Source organism: Pontibacter sp. BAB1700 (assembly GCF_000277005.1).
Classification (GTDB): Bacteria; Bacteroidota; Bacteroidia; order Cytophagales; family Hymenobacteraceae; genus Pontibacter; species Pontibacter lucknowensis.
This window is the reverse complement of the sequence record NZ_AKIS01000085.1, coordinates 1-21,439: the sequence shown is the minus strand read 5'-3', so window position 1 is coordinate 21,439 and position 21,439 is coordinate 1. Positions and strand designations below refer to the sequence as shown.

Sequence of the window (21,439 nt, the reverse complement as noted above, 5' to 3'; positions counted from 1 at the left end):
GAGGAAGTGGCGAAAGTTGTTATTTTTCTGCTGAGTGAAGACGCGTCTTACGTAAACGGACAGACCATTGCCATTGACGGTGGCGAGTCGAATACTTACGGCTTCGTTTAACAGCCGATTTTCTAACCTTTTTTTCTAATCCCTGGAAAGAGCATCGCACAATTTTTATCTATGTCAGTAACAAACAGGACTATCTGGACCTTCGGCCACTCCACCAGAAGCCCGGATGAATTTGTGGCGGCGCTGAAATCGTTTCAGATAGAGGTGCTGGTAGACGTGCGCAGATACCCCGGTTCGAGAAAATACCCTCATTTCAATGTATCCGCACTGGAGACCTTCCTGCCTGAGGCCGGAATCAGGTATATGCCTGCGCAGGATTTGGGTGGTCGCAGAAAACCTAGACCCGATTCACGTAACACAGTCTGGAAAAGCGAATCGTTTCGTGGCTATGCCGATTATAGTGAGACGGAGGAATTCGAAGAAGCCATCGCGGCGATGACGGAAGTGGCTGCCCGAAAAAATACGGCTTACATGTGTTCGGAAGCTGTGTGGTGGCGTTGTCACCGCGCCATCATCTCAGACTATCTCAAAGAAAGAGGCTGGACAGTGCTGCACATCATGGATGAAGGGATTGTCAAAGAACATCCTTATACCTCCGCCTACCTCGAAACACACCCCGACAAGGAATAGCAGCCAAAGGCCGGCTGTCAGGTTTTTGAGAAATTGGCATCTGGCCTCGTAAGAACATCTAACCCCAGACAAATGCCCAACATTATTGCTACTGCCGAAGCCGAAAATACAGGTGAAGCCTACACAACTGATGTAACCCGGGAAGGGTGGGAGATTGGGCGGATCGGAGCAAGGGTAAACCTGGTAAAAAACATCGATAATGCCGCGGGCAGTAATACGTTTTACTGCAATCTGTCTTTCAGTGAAAAGCTGAAGCAGAACAATGCGAAAATTGCACAAAACAGCCAAAGCTTGCCCGCTACACCGACTCCTGAACAAGCCAAGCGACATCATCACGCTTCTGGAATAAAAAAGCCATTAGAATATAATTGACTATGAAAACTACCTGGCCAGAACTCTCCTATGCGGAGGCTCACAAAACATATGAAACGATACACCTCTGGACACAGATCGTGGGGAAGATCAGGCTGGTCAAAACACCCTGGATCAATCATTCCTGGCACGTCACACTCTATGTAACTCCGAGCGGACTCACCACCTCAGATATTGTGGCCGGGGATAAACATTTTCAGCTAGACTTTGATTTTATAAACCATCAACTGCAGCTAAAAACCAGTACAGGAGATACCAGCAGCATTGACCTGAAAAAGCTATCGGTGGCAGGGTGCTATAAGCAGGTACTGGATGCCTGCGGGAAGCAGGTATACAGGCAGACATTTACCCTGTACCGAATGAACTGGAAGACCCCATTCCCTTTCATAAAGATGAAACGCATGCCACCTACAAGCCGGAACACGCAGTGGCTTTGCACCAGGCATTCCTTCGGGTGCACGATGTTTTTACCCGGTTCAGGGCAGAATTCAGTGGCAAGAGCAGCCCCGTGCATTTCTTCTGGGGCAGTTTTGATCTGGCGGTGTCACGCTTTTCCGGTCATGACGCGCCCCGGCACCCCGGGGGCGTACCTAATCTACCCGATTGGATAGCGCAGGAAGCTTATTCCAAAGAGGTTTGCAGCTGTGGCTTTTGGCCCGGAAGCGAGGCATATCCAGCTGCTGCATTTTACAGCTACATTTATCCGGAACCGGAAGGGTATAAAGATGCCCGCATAAAACCCGCTCAAGCCTACTACCATCCGGAGTTAAGGGAGTTTATTCTGCCTTATGATGCAGTTCAGGAAGCTGATAATCCGGATTCTGTGCTGCTGGACTTCCTGCGCAGCACCTACGAGGCGGCAGCTGACCTGGCACGGTGGGATCGAAAAGCACTGGAACAGGAGAACTTCGACAACCAAAGGAAAGCAAATCGCAGTGCCTACAAGCAGGTGGATAAAGATGCATAGAGAAAGATCTGGAAAACGGTGCCCGCAAGGCCACCTGGATTGGTGAAAGTGATGGACAATACCTAGGACCTTTCCCCAAGGGCTTAGCAAAGTATAAAACCTTTTCTGCTACGCTGGAAATGAAAAAGCCGCTTAATTTGAGAATTAAGCGGCTTTTTAAGCTTTACTATGTAGTCCGTAGGGGAATCGAACCCCTGTTGCCAGAATGAAAATCTGGAGTCCTAACCCCTAGACGAACGGACCATTCTGTCGTATTGTGGTGCAAAGATAAGGCAAAGCACTTACAAGGCAAAATATTTTTTTGAGTTTTCAACCATATTTTACGTAAATCGTTAGGAGTCAGGCAGGAAAAAATATATTGGTTTTCCTTATCCGTAATCGTAACTTCGCACCATCAAATTTTAAAAACAAATCAATCCCAAATACCATGTCTAAAATTAAAGTTGCAATTAACGGTTTTGGCCGTATCGGCAGACTTACTTTTAAGGCCCTTCTGGAGAAGGACAATGTAGAGGTAGTAGCGATCAACGACCTGACCAACACCAAAACATTGGCTCACCTGCTGAAGTATGATTCAGTACACGGCCGTTTTAATGGTACAGTAGAAGCCACTGACAACGGTATTATCGTAAACGGCAGAGAGATTCAAATCACTGCGGAGCGTGAGCCTAAAAACCTGCCGTGGGGCAAGCTAGGCGTTGACGTTGTGCTGGAGTCTACTGGTCGTTTCGTTGACGAGCAGGGCGCTGGTGGTCACCTGGAAGCTGGTGCCCGCAAAGTAGTTATCTCTGCTCCTGCCAAAGGCAACATCCCAACTGTGGTACTGGGTGTGAACGAAGACATTCTGACTGGCGACGAGCGCATCGTTTCCAACGCTTCTTGTACTACTAACTGCCTTGCGCCAATGGCGAAAGTACTTGACGATACGTTCGGTATCGAGAAAGGCTATATCACCACTGTACACGCTTACACTGCTGACCAGAACCTGCAGGATGCCCCACACAGCGACCTGCGCCGCGCCCGTGCCGCTGCCTACTCTATCGTGCCTACTTCTACAGGTGCTGCCAAGGCCGTTGGTCTTGTACTGCCGCACCTGAAAGGTAAACTGGATGGCGTGGCGATGCGCGTGCCTATTCCGGACGGCTCTTTGACTGACTTAACAGTTGTATTGAAGCGTCCTGCTACAAAAGAGGAGATCAACGCTGCCATGAAGCAAGCCGCTGAAGGCGAAATGAAAGGCATCCTGGAGTACACAGAGGATCCGATTGTTTCGATTGACATCGTAGGTAACACACACTCTTGCATCTTCGACGCAGAGATGACATCAGCTAACGAAACACTGGTGAAAGTGGTAGGCTGGTACGACAACGAGGCAGGCTACTCTAACAGAGCCGCCGACCTGATCACCAAGCTTGGCTAATCACCTGGTTTATACCTTATTCCTGCAAAAGCCCGCCATCATGGTGGGCTTTTGTGTTTTTGTGGCGATTATAAAAGAAAACCACTATATTTCATCAGGAATGACATTTGTCATAGTGCAGGCGTATACAGGCCTGTATTTTTACAATTGAAATAGAACAAAGCATTATAAAACCGCACAAAATTATGAGAAGAATACTTGTACCAACCGACTTTTCCGATCAGGCCCGCAACGCCTTTGAAGTAGCTGTTGCCATTGCCCGCCAGACAGGTGCTGCCATCAAACTGCTGCATGTGGTCGAAATGCCTTATTCCTACTCTTTCAGTGCAACCGGTGACCTGGTAGGCGGAAACGGTATGGAGCAGGTATACATGATGAAGCTGCTTGAGAACACCAAGTACCGCATGGCCGAACTGGAGCGCTCTGTGGAGCACGATGGGGTGGAAGTGGTGCAGGAAGTAGACGCTGATAACGTGATCCGTAAGATCCGCCGCGTGATCAACGATGACAAGGTGGACCTGGTGGTGATGGCTCGAAAGGCGCCAGCGGAATGGACGAATTCCTGATCGGATCCAACACCGAGAAGGTAGTGCGTACGGCCGAGTGCCCGGTGCTGACTGTGAAAGGACCGATCCCGAACCTGCAGATCCGAAACATTGTGCTGCCTTCTGACTTCAAGCGTGAGATTGGAACGGCTGTGGAGAAGTTCAAGTACTTCCAGCAGATGTTCGGAGCAAAACTACACCTGGTTTACATTAACACGCCGGGTGCTTTCGAGTCGAGCAGCAACCTGCGTGCACGCATGCAGAAGGCCGCTGAGCGCTACGGACTGCAGAACTTCACGATCAACGTGTACAACGACACGATCGAGGAAGACGGCATCCTGCATTTTGCAGAGGAGACAGGAGCTGACCTGGTGATGATGGCGACACACGGCCGCACCGGCCTGTCGCACCTGCTTAGCGGCAGTATAGCCGAAGACCTGGTAAATCATTCCGACATACCTGTGCTTACCTTCCATCTGAAATAAGAAGGCCACACCTATGTAACAGAAAGCCCGGCTACTTGCCGGGCTTTTTTATTCTCCAAAGGAATGGGTTAATTTGCGTAGAATTAACCCAGATGGCAGCGTTGTTGGCCTGCCCGTCCGTATATGAGCAAACGTCCCCATTTCCGTTTCATCATCAACCCCACGTCTGGCCCCAGCAGTAAGGTGGATGTAGCCGCCCGCATTAAGCTTCACCTGGACCACGAAAAGTTTGACCACGACATTGTGTACACGGACTATGCCGGACATGCACCGGAACTGGCCAGGCAGGCGGCAGAGCAGGGCTGTGAGGTGGTGGTAGCTGTTGGGGGCGACGGTACAGTGAACGAGGTGGCGCAGGGAATCCTGCATACTGAAACGGCCTTAGGCATTATCCCCAGGGGCTCCGGCAACGGACTGGCCCGTCACCTGCAGGTACCCTTGACTGTTGATGCCGCTATCCGCTACCTGAACCATGGGCATCGTTCAAAGATAGACAGTGGAACCATAAACGGGCGGCCATTTTTCACAACCGCAGGTATAGGCTTTGATGCGTACATTAGTTCGGTGTTTGCAGGGAGTAAGAAGCGCGGCCTTCGGACTTATGTGGAACTGATCCTGAAAGAAATGCGCAACTACCGCCATCTTCCTGTGAAGGCCGTTATTAATGGCAAGACCATCGAAACGGAGTTGTTTGTAATGGCCTTTGCAAATGCAGCACAGTATGGCAACAATGCCTATATTGCCCCCATGGCTGATATACGGGATGGCATGTTGGACGTGTGCCTAGTGCGTAAACTGGATATGTTTAAGGCCCTGCAATTGAGCTATGCCATGCTGGCCAACAAGCCGGCGAGTGCAGACAGTGCCGAGTACTTTAAGACAGAGGGCGTCACGGTGCAGACTGACCACGAAATGATGCACCATGCCGATGGGGAGTATCTGGGAAAAGCCAAAGAGTTTGAGGTACGCATGGTGCCGCAGTCACTGCACGTGGTGGCACGCTAAGGTATAGAAAGAACAAGATTATGAGCGACAAGAATAAAAAAGGCAGACAAGGTGTAGTATACTCTACCAGTTCTGATTTCAGTTACCAATACGAGCAGGAGCACGAAGCCGAGACGCTTCCGCCACAACAGCAGAACCTGAAAGTGATGCTGGATAAGAAAGCCCGTGGAGGCAAGCAGGTAACGCTTGTAGCAGGCTTTGTGGGAACGGAAGACGATTTGAAAGAGCTGGGCAAACTGTTAAAAAGTAAATGTGGCGTGGGCGGTTCTGCCAAAGACGGAGAGATCCTGATCCAGGGCGATTTCCGTGACAAAGTGCTGCAGGTACTACAAGCCGCAGGCTATAAGGCAAAGAAGGCGGGAGGGTGATTGGAGTTGGGGAATTTAGGAGTTAAGAAGTTGAGGAGGTAGTATACTTGTAGGGACAGGTCGTTACCTGTCCGAATCGTGCAACAAACAATCAGCAATTAACAATTCTGCCCACTTTAAATCCGACTTTAAGCCTTCTAACTCCTAAACTTTCAAACTCTTCAACTTGCTCACCGGCCCCTGCAGGTGGTAAAAGTTGGCTGACTTCTGCACGAACAGACGACCGGCCAGGGCGGGAGCTTTTGGTGGCCGGGGTTTGTATACCTGCACGGCTCCCTTTTCTTTACCAGGTATACGTTCGTAGCCAATCTCCTCAAGTTTCTGATCGAGCGCTTTGGGAGAGATGTTCTTCACCGGTATTCTGATTTCCGTGCGCCTGTACCACACCAGCAAGGCAATTGTGAACAGCAGCGAGAAGATGGCTGAGTTCACCAGGATCTCATTTATCGCCCCGGTAGCGTCTTCCCCGAACCTGCCGGATATTCCAAACCAGGCCCCAGTCAGCAAAGCATACATCCCGAAAAAGTATAGACTCAGCTTCACAAATCGCTGCAAGGTGTAGTTTTTCATGAGTGAGATTGTGTAGTAACTAGGGTTGGATGATTACTGATTTTGTTGCTATGTTGTTTAAATAAGGGTGTGTAATTCAGTGGTTTGTGTATATTTATATTAATTTATAGATTAAGTAATAATTTGCCTGAATGTAGCATCTTTGGCACCCCATCAGTTAATCATTTTCCTGCAACTATTTACCGTTCCTTACTACCTTCTCCAGATCCTCTGGGGTATCGATGCCGATGGTTTCAAACTCCGTGATTGCGGTGGTAATGCGGAATCCGTTTTCGAGCCAGCGCAGCTGCTCCAGTGACTCGGCCAATTCAAGGCTGGAAGGAGGCAGCTGCGTGATCTGCTCCAGTATGTCGGTGCGGTAGCCATAAATGCCGATGTGCTTGTAGTAGGTATGCTGTTTGTGCCAGATATCATTTGGTACGTTTCGGCAATAGGGAATAGGCTGCCGGCTGAAGTACAGAGCTTCCCCATGGCCGTTTATGACTACCTTTGGCGCATTGACATTAAAGAGCTCCTCCGGGGTGTTGATCTTCTTGACGAGGGTAGCCAGCTGCGTTTGCGGATTATTGAAACAGGTGGCCAGCAATTCGATCTGCTCAGGCTTAATGAAAGGTTCGTCGCCCTGGATATTGATTACATACTCAAACGGCTGGTCGTGTAACTGATAGGCTTCGAAGCAGCGATCGGTGCCGCTCTGGTGGTGGGCAGCTGTCAGTACGGCCTTGCCTCCGAAGCTGTGCACGTGATCTAAAATGCGCTGATCGTCAGTGGCTACGATCACATCAGTTAAACCAGATGATGAAGCCTGTTCATATACCCGCTGTATCATGCTTTTGCCATTAATGTCGACAAGTGGCTTTCCGGGAAAACGGGTGGAGGCGTAGCGGGCAGGTATAATGCCGAGTATTTCCATAGGGCAGACGGTTATCTTTGGCCAGCCGTGCAGTGGCAGGCCCCGGCAAGTTACGCAACAGACAGGAGTAATGCAGCAGACCGCTGCAAAAAGCAATTTGCCTGTTAAGGTCTTTTTTTGACAGAGATGACACGGATGGCATCCATGGCCCTGCTTTGGGTGGAGAGGCCGCAACGAATATCCAACTGGCGGCCCAACTTCTCAAACTCGATCAGGACGGGCGTTTCACCCTCCACTTTGAATGCCTCATCAATATCCCTTTCGTTCTCGGGCTTGTACCTGTTGCCGTTGATGAGCACTTCAAAACCACAACCGTCCACCATATACTCACCCGACCAGATCAGCATGGCCTCTTTGGTATCTGCTTCGGTATTTGGGGTATGCTGGCAGGAAATAAGTAAAAGGGAAGATAGCTGATGAATAGGGTAAGCTGTAGAAACAGTTTCATATAGGAACAGGATATGTGAGCTTATACAGGTGCTAGAGCCTGATTTATATTTTCTTAATTGAAAGGATACGGATAAACTCCTTTTTAGTGGCTGTAGGAAGCATGCCGCACTGAAAGTCCCGCTGGCCCAGCTGCACAAATTTCACCTCTACAGGTATAGGATCATATGATTTGAAGGAATCGTCGATATCGACTTCATTTGCCGGCTTGAAGCGTTTCTCACCTATTTGTACATGGAATCTACAGCCATCCACGGCATAATCGCCTGACCAGGTGATGGCGGCAACTTCTTCCAGCACTTCCAGGTCCTCGTCCTTGTCGCAGGAGAAGGCAGATATTGTAAATGCTGCCAATAGGAGGGCGTAGCGCAAGATGCTTTTCATGTAATTATGGTTTGGTTTACTGGCATGACCCCGAAATACCCTCCAGCGTTGCAAAGGCGGTAAAAAAATGCTCAAACGCCTTAATTCCCCGATCCCTAAACTTTCTTCACCCGGAGCGCGAAGGTACTCTGGTCGATCACCTGCACGGAGTCACCTTTTTCGATGAAGCCGTCGCGGGCCTGGGCGTCATACACGTTATCGTCTATCATCACACGTCCGCTCGGGGCCATGCGGGTATAGGCAACACCTGTTTTGCCAATCAGGTGCTCAACTGAGTTGCTGGAGCGGTAGCCCTCCTTGCTGGCGAAGGTATTGGCAAGGGTGACTCGCTGCAGGGCGCGGCTGCCCAGTACGCGGTTCCAGGTCAGTATGACGATGATCACCGCACTGATCATACCCAGCAGCACTGATACCAGGCTTTCCATCAGGCGCTCAGACGACACGAAGGTAAAGTCAAAGGCCTGGTTGTTGACCATGATCAGGAGCAGCGACAGGAACACCAGTGTGATGCCACTTATGCCTGTCACACCAAAACCGGGCACTACAAAGACTTCCAGCGCAATGAGCACCAGCCCCACGATGAACAGTAAGATCTCCCAATGCTCAGCCAGTCCGTTGAGGTAGAAAGGTGTCAGGTAGAGCACACCGGCCACAATAGCGGCCATAAGCGGGAAGCCCACACCCGGCGTCTGTAGCTCAAACCACAGTCCGCCAATGATGATCAGGATCAGAATACCGCTGATGACCGGGTTGAGGAAAAAGGAAATGACCTTATTGGTGGTGCTGAGTTCGTAACGGACAATCTCGGCATCCTGCAGATTAAGCTTTTGCAGCACCTCGTCGATGTTGTTGGCCTGTCCTTCACAGAACCCGTGATGTATGGCTTCGGATGTGGTGAGTGTAAGCACCTGGTCGGCAGACAAGGTGCTGTCTACGGCGGCGTCAACCATGGCTTCGGCCAGTCTGGGATTGCGTCCGTTTGCCTCGGCAGTGGAGCGCATGATGGAGCGCATGTAGCTCTGGTACTTGCCTGGTGCGGCCTGCCCGTCGGCACTACCACCGTAGCCGCCCCGATATTGGCACCCGGTGCCATGTAAATGCTGTCGCAGGCAATGGAGATAAGTGCCCCGGCTGAGGCAGCGTTTTTATCGATGAAAACATAGATCGGTTTGGGATACTCGAGCAGCCGTAGTCGGATGGCGTCAGCATCGTTTACGGCACCGCCATAGGTGTTTAGCTTCAGCAGCACATGGTCGGCCTCCACACGTGTAGCCTCGTCGAGCGCCAGCTGGGTATAGCGGTTGGTGCGCGGATCAATCTCGGATGTGATCTCCATGATGAACACCTTCTGTCGCTGCTGCTCCTGTGCCAGGGCGGCCGTGAAAGAAAAGAGAAGGGCCAGCAGGAGGAGTGACGGCCATTGCCATATTTTTGCGTTAGATTTCATACATTTGAGCTAAATCGGAAATAAGGTACTAAAAAAATCCCGCTTATTCTTTCCCTACTTTTTAAATACGATTTTGAGGCGCCTGTGTGGCGTATTCGTCTGGATGCACCCAATGGCTGGCTGGCACTAGAAGTGCGCGACGCTGACCTGCTGCAGGCCCGCTTCTATACCCTGCACCTGCCCGATGCGCATCTGCTCGAGTTAGAGCTTCCCGACCCTAACACCTGGTGGCTGGGGCTGGAGGACGTGCACGGCCAGGTCGTATACCTGCACGGCTATGGCGACCGGAAACTGGGGCAGCACAAAGGTATACGGGCATTTGCGGCGGATACAGGTAAAGCACTTTGGCAGCAGCCGGAGCTGGCTTTTTACGGAGTAGAGGAGAGGGGCGTGCTGGCCTACAACATTACAGAAGCACCTGGGGAACTGCTTTTGCTGGAAAGCGGTTACGGTAAAACCGTGCAAAACGATATAGGCCAAAAAAAGGCGGCTGATCGGGTGCAGCGCTACCACGAACACCGTTTTGGTGCTGTGCAGTACCCGCACCTGTACCGGGAAGGCGAAGCTTACTTTGAGCAGGTGCGTGATTTTCTGGTGCAGGAGCTTGATTGTGAGCCTGTAGGCGCCCTGGAGTACGCCGAAACGGACACCTGCCTGGTCGTAAGTTACTACTGCAAGTCAGGCGAAAATAAGTTAGATAATTTTCTGGCTGTTTTTGATTTAAATGGTTTTTTGCACTTAAATGAGTTACTTGCAGGTGCAATTGATGGCGTAGGTTCAGATACTTTTTTTATCTTTATGCGCAATTTGTACTTCGTGCAAAACAAAACAACCTGGAAGGCATATTCTCTTTAAATTTTATAGTTCGACTTTTAGCTATGATCCGAATTTTACTTATCGCCCTTGTAGCAATGCCGCTGCTTCCTTTTTCGGCTTCAGCCTTCGACATGGTTGCCCTGCGCGACTCTGTAGGTGTGGAGCGTAAGAACGGAAAGGTATACGTGCAGCACCGTGTGGAGCCAAAAGAAACGCTTTACGCCCTTTCCAGAAAGTATGGCGTGTCTGTTGCCAGATCGTTGATTCAAATCCATCTGTGGAGACGACCATCAACATTGGCCAGGTCGTGCTGATACCTCGCAAGTACGCCGCAGCGCCAGCCGCGATCCAGCAAACTGCCACTGCGGGCACAGCCAGCAACCGCACCTTTACGGTAAACAGCCGTGGCGAGAAGCTGCACCAGGTAGAGCCACAGCAGACGCTGTACTCCATCTCCCGCATGCACGCCGTGAAAGTAGATGACATCAAGCGTTGGAATAACCTGCCTGATAATACGATCAGCGTTGGCGCTTTTCTGATCGTGGGCAAAGGTCAGCCGGTTCCTTCCAAGAACCCGATCTACGTGAGCGAGTCAGATGACGAGATTGCAAAAGATAGTGTGACGGAAACAGCCGTGGCTTCTACAGAGCCTGTAGCTGCCACTACGAACCCGGCCAACACGCATGTCGTGCTGACACCGCAGCCAGCTACGCCGGCACCGGCTACCAGCGTTTCGGATGACGACGAGGAGATGGTAGACTCTGTGTCTGGTGCCAAAAAGATCATCGAGACAGGTATGGCCGAAATGATCGATCCGAAGGCAGATACAAATAAATACCTGGCGCTGCACAAAACTGCTCCGGTAGGTACCATCATGCAGGTGAAAAATGCCATGAACGACCAGGTGGTTTACGTGCGTGTGATCGGTAAACTGCCAAACACAGGCGAGAACAACAACGTGGTAGTGCGTCTGTCGAAGAAGGCCTGCCAGAAGTTAGGCGCTATTGACCAGAAGTTCAGAGTAGAATTGTCTTACATGCCATAAGCAGGTATAGCGATAAAAGGAAAGCCCGGGCAGCCATGTCCGGGCTTTTTTATGGGCTGCCTGCTGCATATTCCTTAACTTGTAGGGCACCATATCTCGTACCATTGCACATGAAACAGGACATCGCCCAGATCAAATCCCTGCTCGACGACCGGGTAGCCCGCTACAACCAGCCTAGCTTCATACCGAACGACCCGGTGTCAATCCCGCACCGTTTTACCAAAAAGCAGGACATCGAGATCAGCGGCTTTTTTGCATCCATCCTGGCCTGGGGACAGCGCAAAACTATTATAAACAACTGCCTGAAGCTAATGGACCTGATGGATAATGCCCCGCATGACTTCATCCTGCAGCACCAGGAGCAGGACCTGCCGCGTTTTCTGGGCTTCAAGCACCGCACCTTCAACGACACCGACCTGCTCTACCTGATCCACTGGTTCAGGTGGTACTACGAGCAGCACGAGAGCCTGGAAACGGCTTTTACAGGAGAGCACAACGAGATCAGGACGCAGAAGGAGCGACTGGAGCATTTTCATGAACTGGTATTCAGTCTGGAGGATGCCCCGCACCGCACCCGCAAGCACATCTCGACCCCGGCCCGCAAGTCGGCCTGCAAGCGGCTGAATATGTATCTGCGCTGGATGGTACGACCCGACGACGGTGGCGTGGACTTCGGCATCTGGCACACCATGCAGCCTGCCGATCTGGTCTGCCCCTGCGATGTGCATGTGGAGCGGGTAGCCCGCCGGCTGGGCCTGATCACCCGCAAGGGTATGGACTGGCAGACGGCAGAGGAGCTGACTGATCATCTCCGGGCCTTTGACCCGCAGGACCCCGTGAAATACGACTACGCCCTGTTCGGGCTGGGAGTGGAGGAGAAGTTTTAAGGTACGTACATTTTGGGTTACTTTATTTACCCGGTGCTTTTCTTATGTTAAACAGGAGTGAGTCTACTTTAATGCGACAAATAACTGATGCCTTGGATGCGCACTTAGAGGCTACCTATAGATCGGATGCACCTGGTGCCGCACTGATGGTGGCAGTAGGAGGAGAGGTGCTATATGAGCAAGGTATAGGTATAGCCGATCTGGTTACAGGCGAAGCTATCACCCCTGACACCACCTTCCGGCTGGCCTCTGTGAGCAAGCAGTTCACAGCGATGGCGATACAGCTGCTGGAGCAGGAGGAGCGTCTGTCTTATGAGGACGATTTGCAGCAGTATTTCCCAGAGTTTCCGGCAGGTATAGGAACGCTGGTAACATTACGCCATTTGCTCTGCCATACCTCCGGACTGCTGGATTATGAGGAGTTTGTGGAGGAGCAACCTGACTGGCAGATCAGCGACGAGGAAGTATTAGCCATAGCTGCCGCACAAACTAAGACCTACTTTCCATCCGGCACCTTATACAGGTATAGCAACACAGGTTATGTGCTGCTGGCGCTGGTGGTGGAGCGGGTGTCAGGTATAGCCTACGCGGATTTTCTGCAGCAGCGCATCTTTGAACCTTTAGGTATGGAAACCACGATGCTTTATCAAAAGGGCAGGGCTATACCTAAGCGGGCGATGGGTTATGCCCGAAACGAGAAAGGAGAAATCCTACAGGCTGACCAGGGCACCTGCACCGCTACCAAAGGCGACGGCTGTATCTATACCTCCGTGCGCGATTACCTGCGCTGGCACCAAGCGCTCAGCAAACAGCCCGGTATGGCACCTGCGCTGGGGCAGGTATACGCTCCTATTGGAGGATATGAAAATGGCTTCTACGGGATGGGCTGGTTCTTTAGCAGACGCAGCTCAGGCGGCCTGGAAATGTATCACACCGGCAACACCAGCGGATTCAGCAATCTGGTTATCCGTATACCTGAAAATGACGCGCTGATCGCCTGTTTCTCCAATATGGCCGATAACCCCTATCTACTGACGGGTTTCCTAGATGTGCTGGAGCAGTTTCCGCTGCTTCGCCTAGAGTCCAAACTGGTCAGAGATCTGCTTGCTTTAACGCGCTAGCCTATAGCTTGCAACTCTTACTTCCCTTGGGTAAATATTCTGACATCTGTAGCAAATCGGTCTTCCTCCTCCATGTCCGGGAAATGCGCGCTGTTTTCATACAGTTTGATGATGCTGTTGGCTAACACCTGCTTCAGGGCAAGCCCTGTGTGTAGACCGCCGTTTTTGTCATGCACGCCACTAATGATCAGGGTAGGGGTTTTCACACCGGTTGCCTTCTCCACCAGATCGGCTTTATTATTTTTGATGTACACCTTCGCCATAAGGCCTGTGTTTTTCAGGTTGCTTTCCTGCCACAATTGCCTGTTTCTCTCTGCCAGCTCAGGTTGCAGAAACAGGAATCGATCAACTACCTCCGAAGAACTCAGGTTCCACACCTTTCCATACTTAGCCTCAATTGACGTTGTGTCTTTCAGTATCTGCTCTATCCCAGCCTTTAGTGTACTGTCGCCAATGGCATAAAAGCCTTGAATCTGCACCAGCATGTTTGCTTTCGACAATTCGGCAGGCGATGATAAGATCAATTTCTCAACCCGTTCAGGATGTGCAATGGCATACCGTAAGGCTAATTCGGCCCCGAACGAGTACCCGAGCAAGGTCATTTTCTGGACTCCCAAAGTTACTCTCAACTGTTCCAGGTCACTGATGAGCGTCGGCAGCAAGTAGTCATTTGGGTCCTGGGGAGCTTCACTTCTCCCGCTTCCGCGCTGCTCATAATAAACAACGGTAGCGAAGGATTCAATCTTCGGCCCTATCGTCCTTTCAAAATTATAATGGTTACCACCCGGGCCACCATGCACGACAACGATAGGAGTAGTGCTGTTTTGGCTCCCTTTCACTTTCACCCAATGCCTGATGCCGTTTAAGGTGTAGTAACGCTCTCCACCATTCGTCTGCACGCTGCTCTCAGGGGCCTGACTATTAGCAACGGGTCGGCCACAGGAAAAGAGTACTGCTACCAGCAGCAGGCTGTAAAAATACTTCATATGTATGACATCTTATTTTACTTGAACAAGTAGAGCTGTTTTCCAGGTGCGATTCTGCAGAGCAGGCAATATTATGCCTCAGGCTTCACGGCAATCTTCAACACCACCTTACGTACGTTTTCCTCAGTCACCATCGCCGCATGGGCATCGTCCGGGTAAAAGATGGTGAACGAACCAGCCGGCACATCGAACCAGAAAGCCGGCTTGTCCGGGAAAAAGGCCGCGTCACGCTCGTCGGTATAGGGGTCGTTGGGAGCGCTGCACAGCGCCAGGTCTCTCCAACCCATGTGATCCGTTCCTGAAATTATGTACTGTATGTCGAGGTACTTGCGGTGTACTTCCAGTTTGGCGTCTTGCTCAGGTATACCGCTGCCTTCGGAGATAATCGCGAAGAGGTCTTTGCCTATGATCGCCTTTTGCCCGACCGGGAGCTTCATCAGATCGGTTTCCTGTAAAAATTGGAAAGCCTGCGCAAAAAGCGGGTGCATGCAGGTATAGCGGTCGGCGTTGGTGAGTTTGTCGAGAACCATGGGAGTTTGGGAGTTAAAAAGTTTGAGAGATTAGGAGTTTGAAATTTTGATTTTGGTGATGGTATACTGTGACGATGTAGTGCAGCGCAGCATTAACGTTTCTTGTAGGGACAGGTCGCGACCTGTCCGAATCGTGCACAAACAACAATCAACAATTTAACCATCAACAGTCCAACCATCCAAACGCAGCATAATTTATAAAACCACAGCGAACGAAAGCGGCGGCTTTACTTGTTATAATATGCTAAATTTGCCCTAAATCTAAGAGATAACAATTGATCTATCCAGATAACTTTGAAATAAAAATTGGCTTTGCGCAGATACGCGAGATGCTCTCGGAACTTTGCCTGAGCCCACTTGGCCGGCAGTTTGTCAGCCGCATGACGTTCCTGAACCGGCATGACCTGGTGCAGCGCCTGTTAGAACAAACAAATGAATTCAAACAACTGCTCGAGTCCGACGCCGAGATTCCGCTGCAGCATTACTTCGACGTAACCGCCTACCTCGACCGGGCCGCTATACCTGGGACTTTCCTAGAAGTGCAGGCATTCTTCGAAATCAAGATGTCGCTGCGCACGATCCGCGACTCACTGCGCTATATTTCCAGTGCCGAGGAGGGCAAGTACGAAGCCCTGAAAGCCTTGGGCGCCAATGTCATGGTTGAGCGCTCTCTACTTGCTGCCCTGGATAAGGTAGTGGACGATGCCGGTGCCGTGCGCGACGATGCCTCGCCTGAGCTGCAGCCAGGCTACAAGCGAGGTGACCGTCATCGCGCATCAGGGACAGTTGCGTAAAACGATCAGCTCGATCATCCGCCATGCCAAAAATGAAGGCTGGACCCCCGGTGATGCAGAGCCTACCATACGGGGTGGCCGTCTGGTTATACCTGTGATTGCCGAGCACAAGCGCCGCATCAAAGGTCTGATCCATGACGAGTCGAATACGGGGCAAACGGTATACATTGAGCCGGAGTCTATCTTCGAACTCAACAATGATATTAAGGATCTGGAGAATTCCTATCATCGCGAACTGATCCGCATCCTGGTAGGGCTCACGAATACGCTGCGCAACTTTATACCCGAACTGCGCAAAGCCTATCAATACTTGGGTCTGCTGGACTTTATCCGGGCCAAGGCCGCCTTTGCACGCCGTATAGAGGCTGCGATGCCAAAGCTGCACAAGTATCCGCACATCGCCTGGAAAGAGGCAATTCACCCTTTGCTATATCTGTCGCATAAGCAACTGGGCAAGCCAACGGTGCCGATGGAGCTGGAACTGACCCGTGACCAGCGCATTCTGCTGATTTCCGGTCCGAACGCCGGTGGTAAGTCAGTGAGCCTAAAGACGGTGGGCCTGGTGCAGTACATGCTGCAGACAGGTATGCTGATTCCGGTGGCTGATAACTCAGAGGCTGGTATATTCCACGACATTTTTATCGACATCGGTGACGAGCAGTCCATCGAAAACGACCTGAGTACGTACAGCTCGCACCTCACTAACATGAAGAAGTTTGTGACGGTGGCCGATAACAAGAGTCTGGTGCTGATTGACGAGTTTGGTACCGGTACAGAGCCGGTGCTGGGTGGTGCTATTGCCGAGGCGGTACTGCAGAACCTGAACGACAGCAAGGTGTTTGGCGTGATTACAACGCACTATACCAATCTGAAGAACTTTGCTGAGCGCACACCGGGCATCGTGAACGGCGCCATGCGCTACGACCACAAAAACCTGCAGCCGCTCTACCAGCTCGAGATTGGTAAACCGGGTTCCTCTTTTGCCATTGAGATTGCCCGCAAGATTGGTCTGCCACGGCACATCGTGGACAAAGCCAGCAGCCTGGTAGGTAAGGACAAGATACGCTACGACCGCCTCTTGGAGGAACTCGAAACAGAGAAGCAGGAACTGGAGAAAAAGCTGAAAGAGGCCACGGCCCTGGAGCTGAAGCTAAAGCGCAACGTGAAGGAGTACCAGGAGCTGAAGAACTTCCTGGAGGAGAGTAAGCAGGATGTGATGCGCGAAGCCAAAGGCAAAGCGAAGTTGCTGTTGAAGGACGCCAACCAGAAGATCGAAGCAACCATTCAGCAAATCAAGCAGAGCCAGGCTGAGAAAGAGCAGACCAAGATGGCACGCCGCGAACTGGAGGAGTTTGCCACCGAAAAGGTGCGTAAAGAGGAGCCGCGACCAGCCCACAAACGGGTTACCAGCAATGGCGGACCGCTCAAAGCCGGTGACACTGTTTCACTCATCGGGCAGGACTCGGTGGGCCAGATCGTAGGTATAAAGGGCAAAACAGCTGAGGTGCTTTTCGGTGGCCTGAAAACGATTGTGAAGGTAGATAACCTGGAGCGTGCCGAAGCGCAGACCAAGAAGCAGAAGAAAGCGGAGACAGTAGAAGGCTATACCCGGGGGATGAACATTACGCAGCGTATGGCTGACTTTGGCTCTACCATCGACATCCGGGGCGAGTATGCCGAAGATGCTTTAAATAAAGTGATGAACTTCACCGACGAAGCCATCATGCTGGGTATACCGGAGATAAAGATCATCCACGGCCGTGGCAACGGTGTGCTGCGTCAAGTGGTACGCGACTACCTGTACTCAGTGCCGGAAGTGGTTAGCCTGGCCAGCGAGGCAGAGGAAAGGGGAGGTGATGGTGCTACCCTGGCCGTACTGAAATAGAAAAAGGCTCCTGCAAAGGAGCCTTTTTCTATTTTATCGGGTGTACCTGACTTCCAGAGCCACAGGTTCATCATCTTCAAACTCCAGCGTCTGCTCCAGACGAAGCTCGGTATTTGTGAGTATCAATACCTTGGCAGTGTATTCATCTTCTGTGCCTTTGTCGAAAATAATGGATTTGTCATTATCCGCAAATTCCCATGTGCCGTTAAGTGAACTCCTCTCGTAGGAATCTACATACTTGCCAGCTTTGTCAAATTTGACCGTGTTCTTTTTGATGTCGTAGCCAAGTTCTTCTAAAAAGAGGTCAGATATATCATTGCCGAAAGCCCAAAGCGAATTGCCTGTCCAGGTATTAGCCGTCAGTAAGTCTGTGTTCGAAGGTTCTTTGTCTTCATCTTTATCGCACGAGGTCATGCTGGTTACCAATAGCAGGGCAAACAGGAAGGTGAGTAATTTTTTAATTTTCATGAAGTGGTCTTTTAATGAAAGAATGGAATTACCTGGAGCCTGTCCTGAGCCTGTGAAGGTGACATGAATGCGCACGAGGGTACGGTCAGTCCTAACTTAAGGAAGTTAGTCTTTTTTCACAAATTGGACTTTGGCATCGAAAGTTGTGTTGTTGCGATTTACAGTGGCGATCAGGTCCATGTTGGTAGCGGTTAGGCTCTCTATCTGCAGGTCGCCAAGCAGGTCGAAGTAGATGATCGTTTCATTTTCCTTGAACTCCCATGTACCGACGGTGGTCTGTGTAGAGCCTGCCTGGTCGTATACGGCGGTATAAGTTCCATCGCGCCGCAGCGTCAGGCGTGTGCTCTTAATGTCAAGCAGCATGTCCTTGATCTCGGGAAGGTCTGACACATCAAAGCCGTTTACCAACACGCGGTCACCTTGCCACTCATGAGCCACAATAAGGTCCGTTTTGGTCGGTGCCGGATCATCATCGTCACAGGAAGTCAGCGTAAGGGGAAGCGCCAGCAGTAGTAGAAGGTAGCGAATTATATATAATTTCATAGGGTATTGAACGGTTAAGATATACCCTATATATCGCAGCCTGCTTAAATAAGTTAGGGAAGTTTAGTTAAAAAATTCAGGCATCTTCCCAGGTTTGCCAGGGCTACATAATATTTACTTCCGGCTGCAGCGAAATGCCAAACTTCTCTTCCACAGACGCTATAATATCATGGGCCAGCTGAAACAGATTTTCGCCTTTAGCACCACCGTAATTTACCAGTACCAGTGCCTGGTTTTTGTGCACACCGTAGTTATCGATCACTTTGCCTTTCCAGCCGCACTGCTCAATAAGCCAGCCAGCGGGCACCTTTACGCTCGTCTCAGACACAGGGTAGGCCGGCATATCAGGATATCTTTCCTTGAGCACGTCAAAGAGAAGCACCGGTATTTCAGGGTTTTTGAAGAAGCTGCCCGCATTGCCGATCTGAGCCGGATCAGGCAGCTTGCTTCGGCGGATGTGGCAAACGGCGGCGCTTATGTCGTGTATGGTAGGCTGCTGCACCTGCATTTCCTGTAGGGTAGTCTGGATAGCGCCATAAGAGGTGTTCAGTTCAGGATGTTTGCGAAGTCGCAGGGTAACGGTCGTTACCACATACTGTCCCTTCAGGCTGTGTTTGAAAACGCTTTCTCGGTACCCAAACTGGCAGGCCTCCTTGTCAAAGGTATGGACTTCGCCGGTCTCGAGCTGCACAGCTTCCAGATTTACAAAAACGTCCTTGAGCTCTACGCCATAGGCACCAATATTCTGCAAAGGAGCGGCTCCTACGGTACCCGGTATAAGCGACATGTTTTCGATGCCGCCCAGGTCATGCTCGAGGCAAAAGAGCACCAGATCGTGCCATTTCTCACCACCGCCAGCCCGCACATAGGTATAGTCGCCCTCCTCGTGCAGCACTTCCATGCCTTTGATGCCGTTGAGCAACACAATTCCCTCAAAGTCTTTGGTGAATAGCAGATTGCTGCCCCCGCCTAATATAAGCTTCGGCTCTTCCCGTACCTCAGGCCGCTGAAGAAGCTCCTGCAACTCCTGCACGCTGTCGAAGCGGGCAAAGTGCCTGGCCTTCACATCAATGCCAAACGTATTGTAAGGTTTAAGGGAAAAGTCTCTCTCGAATTTCATAAGCGGGTATTTGAAGCAAAAATAAGGGTTCTAAGTTAGAAAATTAAAAGTTAGAAAGTGAAACCATCTGGAGTACTGAGCCTGAAAGACGTAAAAGTGTAGAATTGAATAATTAAGCAAAGCTCAATTCATCCGGACGAAGGGCCTTTGTACGGGTGCAATATGCATAAAGGGGTAGCTTAAAGGCTGTATCTTCTTAAAAAGAAAGGGAGGAAGGGCTCTTTTGGGGCTTTTAGCTGAAGAATATAACTTTCTGATTTTTTACCTTCCTAACTTCCCAACTTAAAACCCTATTTTTGCAGCATAAACAGGTATAGCAGATGGCGAAGCAAAAGCAGAGCGATAATTTTAACATGATTGCCACAACGCTCAGTGGTCTGGAAGAGGTATTGGCAAAAGAACTGGAAGCGCTGGAGGTAGAATATATCAAAGTTGGCAACCGGGCTGTTTCTTTCTCGGGAAACCTGCGCCAACTCTACGAGGCTAACCTCTGGTGCCGCACGGCCATCCGCATCCTGAGGCCGATCCGCAATTTTAAGGCTCGCAACGAGCGCGATCTGTATGAGCAGGTACAAAAAACCAATTGGGCCGAGATCATGGACCTTGATCAGACCTTTGCCATTGATGCCGTGGTGAGCCATTCGACGTTTGAGCACTCGCTGTTTGTGGCCCAGCTTACCAAGGATGCCATCGTAGACCAATTCCGCAAAGCCACCGGCGAGCGCCCATCCGTGGACCGCATCCGGCCGGACGTGCGCCTGAACCTGCACATGCACGAGAACATGGTCACCTTATCACTTGACTCTTCCGGCGACTCGCTGCACCGTCGTGGTTACCGTCTGCAAACCAATGTGGCGCCACTCAACGAGGTGTTGGCCGCTGGCATTATCGCCCTGTCAGGCTGGGACAAGAAATCGATTTTTATTGATCCCATGGCTGGCTCAGGTACTTTTCTGATTGAGGCTGCCATGATGGCGCAAAATATTGCACCGGGCATCTTCCGACGCGATCCTTTTGGTTTTGAAGGTTGGAAAGATCACAATGAAGAGCTCTTTGAGATGGTATGGAAAACGGCCGAGGCCAAAGAAAAGCGTGAGCCGCAGGCCCAGATCATTGGGTACGACATCGATCCGGACTATGTACTGGCAGCCCGCAAAAACATTGAGAATGCCGGACTGAGCCATGTGATCAAAATTGAACTGGCAGACTTTTTCAAGACTGAAGCTCCTGCAGAAGAGGGGGTGTTGATCATGAACCCGCCTTACAACGAACGGATCGTGTCTGATGACATCCATCAACTGTACAAACAGATCGGGGATACGCTCAAGAACAACTACCAGGCTTCGACGCCTTTGTATTTACCGGAAACCTGGATGCTGCTAAAAGCATAGGGCTGCGTGCCTCCCGTCGTACGCCACTTTACAATGGAGCAATCGATTGTCGCTTGCTTAAGTATGAGCTGTATCGCGGTAGCAGGAGAGGAGAGGGCAAAGGGGAAGTGCAGGAAGACTAATCGTTAAGGTATAGACTAGCTGAACAGAGATGACATACTCAAGAGAATATGTAAGTCTACTCTTTGTGATTGAACAGGTAGCATAACATGATTGCATCTATAGGTATAAAAGAAGAAG

Annotated in this window: 26 protein-coding genes, 1 tRNA gene and 2 pseudogenes; 17 read left to right on the top strand and 12 right to left on the bottom strand. The window is 50.8% G+C overall.

Translation table 11 applies throughout. The features are described 5' to 3' along the window. Positions 1 to 6: 6 nt before the first annotated feature. From O71_RS22675 to O71_RS27245, 4 genes and pseudogenes are all read left to right on the top strand, one after another. Positions 7 to 111 carry an SDR family oxidoreductase gene (locus tag O71_RS22675; protein ID WP_237717812.1) on the top strand — a complete coding sequence of 35 codons (105 nt, stop codon included), beginning with the start codon at positions 7 to 9 and terminating at the stop codon, positions 109 to 111. Between the two features lie 60 nt (positions 112 to 171). Continuing rightward, a complete protein-coding gene (locus O71_RS10940; protein ID WP_007656532.1) occupies positions 172 to 690 on the top strand; it encodes a DUF488 family protein in 519 nt (172 codons plus the stop codon). Positions 691 to 762: 72 nt separating this feature from the next. Further along, positions 763 to 1,062 carry a hypothetical protein gene (locus O71_RS10935; RefSeq protein WP_007656529.1) on the top strand — a complete coding sequence of 100 codons (300 nt, stop codon included), beginning with the start codon at positions 763 to 765 and terminating at the stop codon, positions 1,060 to 1,062. A gap of 2 nt (positions 1,063 to 1,064) precedes the next feature. Further along, a pseudogene (locus tag O71_RS27245) lies at positions 1,065 to 2,029 on the top strand (DUF5996 family protein). 171 nt (positions 2,030 to 2,200) lie between these two features. Here the strand turns inward: O71_RS27245 and O71_RS10925 are convergent. Next, a tRNA-Glu gene (locus O71_RS10925) sits at positions 2,201 to 2,272 on the bottom strand. A gap of 184 nt (positions 2,273 to 2,456) precedes the next feature. Between O71_RS10925 and gap the strand changes: the two genes are divergently transcribed. From gap to O71_RS10905, 5 genes and pseudogenes are all read left to right on the top strand, one after another. Then, complete coding sequence (gene gap, locus O71_RS10920; protein ID WP_007656519.1) at positions 2,457 to 3,449, top strand: type I glyceraldehyde-3-phosphate dehydrogenase; 993 nt, start codon at positions 2,457 to 2,459, stop codon at positions 3,447 to 3,449. A 185-nt stretch (positions 3,450 to 3,634) separates the two neighbouring features. Next, positions 3,635 to 4,014, top strand: a pseudogene (locus O71_RS23250) (universal stress protein); the annotation flags it as partial. Further along, positions 4,000 to 4,479, top strand: a complete 480-nt coding sequence (locus tag O71_RS23245) for a universal stress protein (RefSeq protein ID WP_051017746.1) — start codon at positions 4,000 to 4,002, stop codon at positions 4,477 to 4,479. The pseudogene O71_RS23250 and the gene O71_RS23245, both read left to right, overlap by 15 nt. Before the next feature lie 123 nt (positions 4,480 to 4,602). Then, a complete protein-coding gene (locus tag O71_RS10910; RefSeq protein ID WP_007656518.1) occupies positions 4,603 to 5,484 on the top strand; it encodes a diacylglycerol kinase family protein in 882 nt (293 codons plus the stop codon). Positions 5,485 to 5,504: 20 nt separating this feature from the next. After that, positions 5,505 to 5,852, top strand: a complete 348-nt coding sequence (locus O71_RS10905; RefSeq protein ID WP_007656517.1) for a translation initiation factor — start codon at positions 5,505 to 5,507, stop codon at positions 5,850 to 5,852. A gap of 144 nt (positions 5,853 to 5,996) precedes the next feature. Here the strand turns inward: O71_RS10905 and O71_RS10900 are convergent, their stop codons facing one another. The 6 genes from O71_RS10900 to O71_RS25610 all read right to left on the bottom strand — a co-directional run bounded on the left by O71_RS10900 (position 5,997) and on the right by O71_RS25610 (position 9,613). Next, positions 5,997 to 6,422, bottom strand: coding sequence for a hypothetical protein (locus tag O71_RS10900; RefSeq protein WP_007656516.1), 426 nt, complete (start codon positions 6,420 to 6,422; stop codon positions 5,997 to 5,999). A gap of 175 nt (positions 6,423 to 6,597) precedes the next feature. Beyond that, positions 6,598 to 7,335 carry a 3-deoxy-manno-octulosonate cytidylyltransferase gene (gene kdsB / locus O71_RS10895; RefSeq protein WP_007656515.1) on the bottom strand — a complete coding sequence of 246 codons (738 nt, stop codon included), beginning with the start codon at positions 7,333 to 7,335 and terminating at the stop codon, positions 6,598 to 6,600. A gap of 104 nt (positions 7,336 to 7,439) precedes the next feature. Then, entirely contained in the window at positions 7,440 to 7,682 is a 243-nt protein-coding gene (locus tag O71_RS10890; RefSeq protein WP_007656514.1) for a hypothetical protein, read from the bottom strand. A 145-nt stretch (positions 7,683 to 7,827) separates the two neighbouring features. After that, complete coding sequence (locus O71_RS10885) at positions 7,828 to 8,166, bottom strand: hypothetical protein (RefSeq protein ID WP_007656512.1); 339 nt, start codon at positions 8,164 to 8,166, stop codon at positions 7,828 to 7,830. A 95-nt stretch (positions 8,167 to 8,261) separates the two neighbouring features. Further along, positions 8,262 to 9,179 carry a nodulation protein NfeD gene (locus O71_RS10880; RefSeq protein ID WP_237717810.1) on the bottom strand — a complete coding sequence of 306 codons (918 nt, stop codon included), beginning with the start codon at positions 9,177 to 9,179 and terminating at the stop codon, positions 8,262 to 8,264. Further along, on the bottom strand, positions 9,098 to 9,613 hold the full coding sequence (locus O71_RS25610; RefSeq protein ID WP_237717809.1) for a hypothetical protein: 516 nt from the start codon (positions 9,611 to 9,613) through the stop codon (positions 9,098 to 9,100). The genes O71_RS10880 and O71_RS25610 overlap by 82 nt, the downstream gene beginning before the upstream one ends. Positions 9,614 to 9,697: 84 nt before the next feature. Here O71_RS25610 and O71_RS10875 point away from each other — a divergent pair, with 84 nt between their 5' ends. The 5 genes from O71_RS10875 to O71_RS10860 all read left to right on the top strand — a co-directional run bounded on the left by O71_RS10875 (position 9,698) and on the right by O71_RS10860 (position 13,482). Further along, a complete protein-coding gene (locus O71_RS10875; protein WP_007656510.1) occupies positions 9,698 to 10,468 on the top strand; it encodes a DUF4905 domain-containing protein in 771 nt (256 codons plus the stop codon). 23 nt (positions 10,469 to 10,491) lie between these two features. After that, positions 10,492 to 10,743 carry a LysM domain-containing protein gene (locus O71_RS24280; RefSeq protein WP_192811672.1) on the top strand — a complete coding sequence of 84 codons (252 nt, stop codon included), beginning with the start codon at positions 10,492 to 10,494 and terminating at the stop codon, positions 10,741 to 10,743. Then, entirely contained in the window at positions 10,707 to 11,474 is a 768-nt protein-coding gene (locus O71_RS10870; protein ID WP_007656506.1) for a LysM peptidoglycan-binding domain-containing protein, read from the top strand. The genes O71_RS24280 and O71_RS10870 overlap by 37 nt, the downstream gene beginning before the upstream one ends. A gap of 110 nt (positions 11,475 to 11,584) precedes the next feature. Next, entirely contained in the window at positions 11,585 to 12,361 is a 777-nt protein-coding gene (locus tag O71_RS10865) for a TIGR02757 family protein (RefSeq protein ID WP_007656504.1), read from the top strand. A 71-nt stretch (positions 12,362 to 12,432) separates the two neighbouring features. Further along, positions 12,433 to 13,482 carry a serine hydrolase gene (locus tag O71_RS10860; protein ID WP_007656503.1) on the top strand — a complete coding sequence of 350 codons (1,050 nt, stop codon included), beginning with the start codon at positions 12,433 to 12,435 and terminating at the stop codon, positions 13,480 to 13,482. 17 nt (positions 13,483 to 13,499) lie between these two features. Here O71_RS10860 and O71_RS10855 read toward each other — a convergent pair whose 3' ends face one another. Further along, positions 13,500 to 14,468 carry an alpha/beta fold hydrolase gene (locus tag O71_RS10855; protein WP_007656494.1) on the bottom strand — a complete coding sequence of 323 codons (969 nt, stop codon included), beginning with the start codon at positions 14,466 to 14,468 and terminating at the stop codon, positions 13,500 to 13,502. Positions 14,469 to 14,539: 71 nt separating this feature from the next. Then, positions 14,540 to 14,998: a YhcH/YjgK/YiaL family protein gene (locus tag O71_RS10850; protein ID WP_007656492.1), complete on the bottom strand. Its 459-nt coding sequence runs from the start codon at positions 14,996 to 14,998 to the stop codon at positions 14,540 to 14,542. A gap of 275 nt (positions 14,999 to 15,273) precedes the next feature. On the opposite strand from O71_RS10850, the gene O71_RS23875 reads away from it, so the two are divergent. Together O71_RS23875 and O71_RS10845 are read left to right on the top strand one after the other, a co-directional pair. Further along, positions 15,274 to 15,792 carry a hypothetical protein gene (locus O71_RS23875; protein ID WP_155800811.1) on the top strand — a complete coding sequence of 173 codons (519 nt, stop codon included), beginning with the start codon at positions 15,274 to 15,276 and terminating at the stop codon, positions 15,790 to 15,792. Then, positions 15,722 to 17,677, top strand: a complete 1,956-nt coding sequence (locus O71_RS10845; protein ID WP_192811671.1) for an endonuclease MutS2 — start codon at positions 15,722 to 15,724, stop codon at positions 17,675 to 17,677. Before O71_RS23875 ends, O71_RS10845 begins: the two co-directional genes overlap by 71 nt. A gap of 33 nt (positions 17,678 to 17,710) precedes the next feature. On the opposite strand, the gene O71_RS10840 is transcribed toward O71_RS10845, so the two are convergent. From O71_RS10840 to murB, 3 genes are all read right to left on the bottom strand, one after another. After that, positions 17,711 to 18,145, bottom strand: coding sequence for a hypothetical protein (locus O71_RS10840; RefSeq protein WP_007656490.1), 435 nt, complete (start codon positions 18,143 to 18,145; stop codon positions 17,711 to 17,713). A gap of 105 nt (positions 18,146 to 18,250) precedes the next feature. Beyond that, the gene (locus tag O71_RS10835; RefSeq protein ID WP_007656488.1) at positions 18,251 to 18,688 is read right to left on the bottom strand and encodes a hypothetical protein; all 438 of its coding nucleotides are present in this window, start codon (positions 18,686 to 18,688) and stop codon (positions 18,251 to 18,253) included. Positions 18,689 to 18,791: 103 nt separating this feature from the next. Continuing rightward, positions 18,792 to 19,808: a UDP-N-acetylmuramate dehydrogenase gene (gene murB, locus O71_RS10830; RefSeq protein WP_007656486.1), complete on the bottom strand. Its 1,017-nt coding sequence runs from the start codon at positions 19,806 to 19,808 to the stop codon at positions 18,792 to 18,794. Positions 19,809 to 20,128: 320 nt separating this feature from the next. Here murB and O71_RS10825 point away from each other — a divergent pair, with 320 nt between their 5' ends. Further along, positions 20,129 to 21,199 (top strand): class I SAM-dependent RNA methyltransferase, encoded by a 1,071-nt coding sequence (locus O71_RS10825; protein WP_007656483.1) that lies wholly within the window; start codon positions 20,129 to 20,131, stop codon positions 21,197 to 21,199. Positions 21,200 to 21,439: the final 240 nt, after the last annotated feature.

Excerpts from the sequence above, each read along its gene's own strand:
- O71_RS10835 (WP_007656488.1), bottom strand. The coding sequence starts at position 18,688 with ATGAAATTATATATAATTCGCTACCTTCTACTACTGCTGGCGCTTCCC.
- O71_RS10850 (WP_007656492.1), bottom strand. The coding sequence starts at position 14,998 with ATGGTTCTCGACAAACTCACCAACGCCGACCGCTATACCTGCATGCAC.
- murB (WP_007656486.1), bottom strand. The coding sequence starts at position 19,808 with ATGAAATTCGAGAGAGACTTTTCCCTTAAACCTTACAATACGTTTGGC.
- O71_RS24280 (WP_192811672.1), top strand. The coding sequence starts at position 10,492 with ATGATCCGAATTTTACTTATCGCCCTTGTAGCAATGCCGCTGCTTCCT.
- O71_RS10900 (WP_007656516.1), bottom strand. The coding sequence starts at position 6,422 with ATGAAAAACTACACCTTGCAGCGATTTGTGAAGCTGAGTCTATACTTT.
- O71_RS25610 (WP_237717809.1), bottom strand. The coding sequence starts at position 9,613 with ATGAAATCTAACGCAAAAATATGGCAATGGCCGTCACTCCTCCTGCTG.
- O71_RS10880 (WP_237717810.1), bottom strand. The coding sequence starts at position 9,179 with ATGCGCTCCATCATGCGCTCCACTGCCGAGGCAAACGGACGCAATCCC.
- O71_RS10845 (WP_192811671.1), top strand. The coding sequence starts at position 15,722 with ATGCCTCGCCTGAGCTGCAGCCAGGCTACAAGCGAGGTGACCGTCATC.
- O71_RS10935 (WP_007656529.1), top strand. The coding sequence starts at position 763 with ATGCCCAACATTATTGCTACTGCCGAAGCCGAAAATACAGGTGAAGCC.
- O71_RS10855 (WP_007656494.1), bottom strand. The coding sequence starts at position 14,468 with ATGAAGTATTTTTACAGCCTGCTGCTGGTAGCAGTACTCTTTTCCTGT.
- O71_RS23245 (WP_051017746.1), top strand. The coding sequence starts at position 4,000 with ATGGACGAATTCCTGATCGGATCCAACACCGAGAAGGTAGTGCGTACG.
- O71_RS10840 (WP_007656490.1), bottom strand. The coding sequence starts at position 18,145 with ATGAAAATTAAAAAATTACTCACCTTCCTGTTTGCCCTGCTATTGGTA.
- O71_RS10860 (WP_007656503.1), top strand. The coding sequence starts at position 12,433 with ATGCGACAAATAACTGATGCCTTGGATGCGCACTTAGAGGCTACCTAT.
- O71_RS10890 (WP_007656514.1), bottom strand. The coding sequence starts at position 7,682 with ATGCTGATCTGGTCGGGTGAGTATATGGTGGACGGTTGTGGTTTTGAA.
- O71_RS10865 (WP_007656504.1), top strand. The coding sequence starts at position 11,585 with ATGAAACAGGACATCGCCCAGATCAAATCCCTGCTCGACGACCGGGTA.
- O71_RS10905 (WP_007656517.1), top strand. The coding sequence starts at position 5,505 with ATGAGCGACAAGAATAAAAAAGGCAGACAAGGTGTAGTATACTCTACC.
- O71_RS10910 (WP_007656518.1), top strand. The coding sequence starts at position 4,603 with ATGAGCAAACGTCCCCATTTCCGTTTCATCATCAACCCCACGTCTGGC.
- kdsB (WP_007656515.1), bottom strand. The coding sequence starts at position 7,335 with ATGGAAATACTCGGCATTATACCTGCCCGCTACGCCTCCACCCGTTTT.
- O71_RS10825 (WP_007656483.1), top strand. The coding sequence starts at position 20,129 with ATGGCGAAGCAAAAGCAGAGCGATAATTTTAACATGATTGCCACAACG.
- O71_RS10940 (WP_007656532.1), top strand. The coding sequence starts at position 172 with ATGTCAGTAACAAACAGGACTATCTGGACCTTCGGCCACTCCACCAGA.
- gap (WP_007656519.1), top strand. The coding sequence starts at position 2,457 with ATGTCTAAAATTAAAGTTGCAATTAACGGTTTTGGCCGTATCGGCAGA.
- O71_RS10885 (WP_007656512.1), bottom strand. The coding sequence starts at position 8,166 with ATGAAAAGCATCTTGCGCTACGCCCTCCTATTGGCAGCATTTACAATA.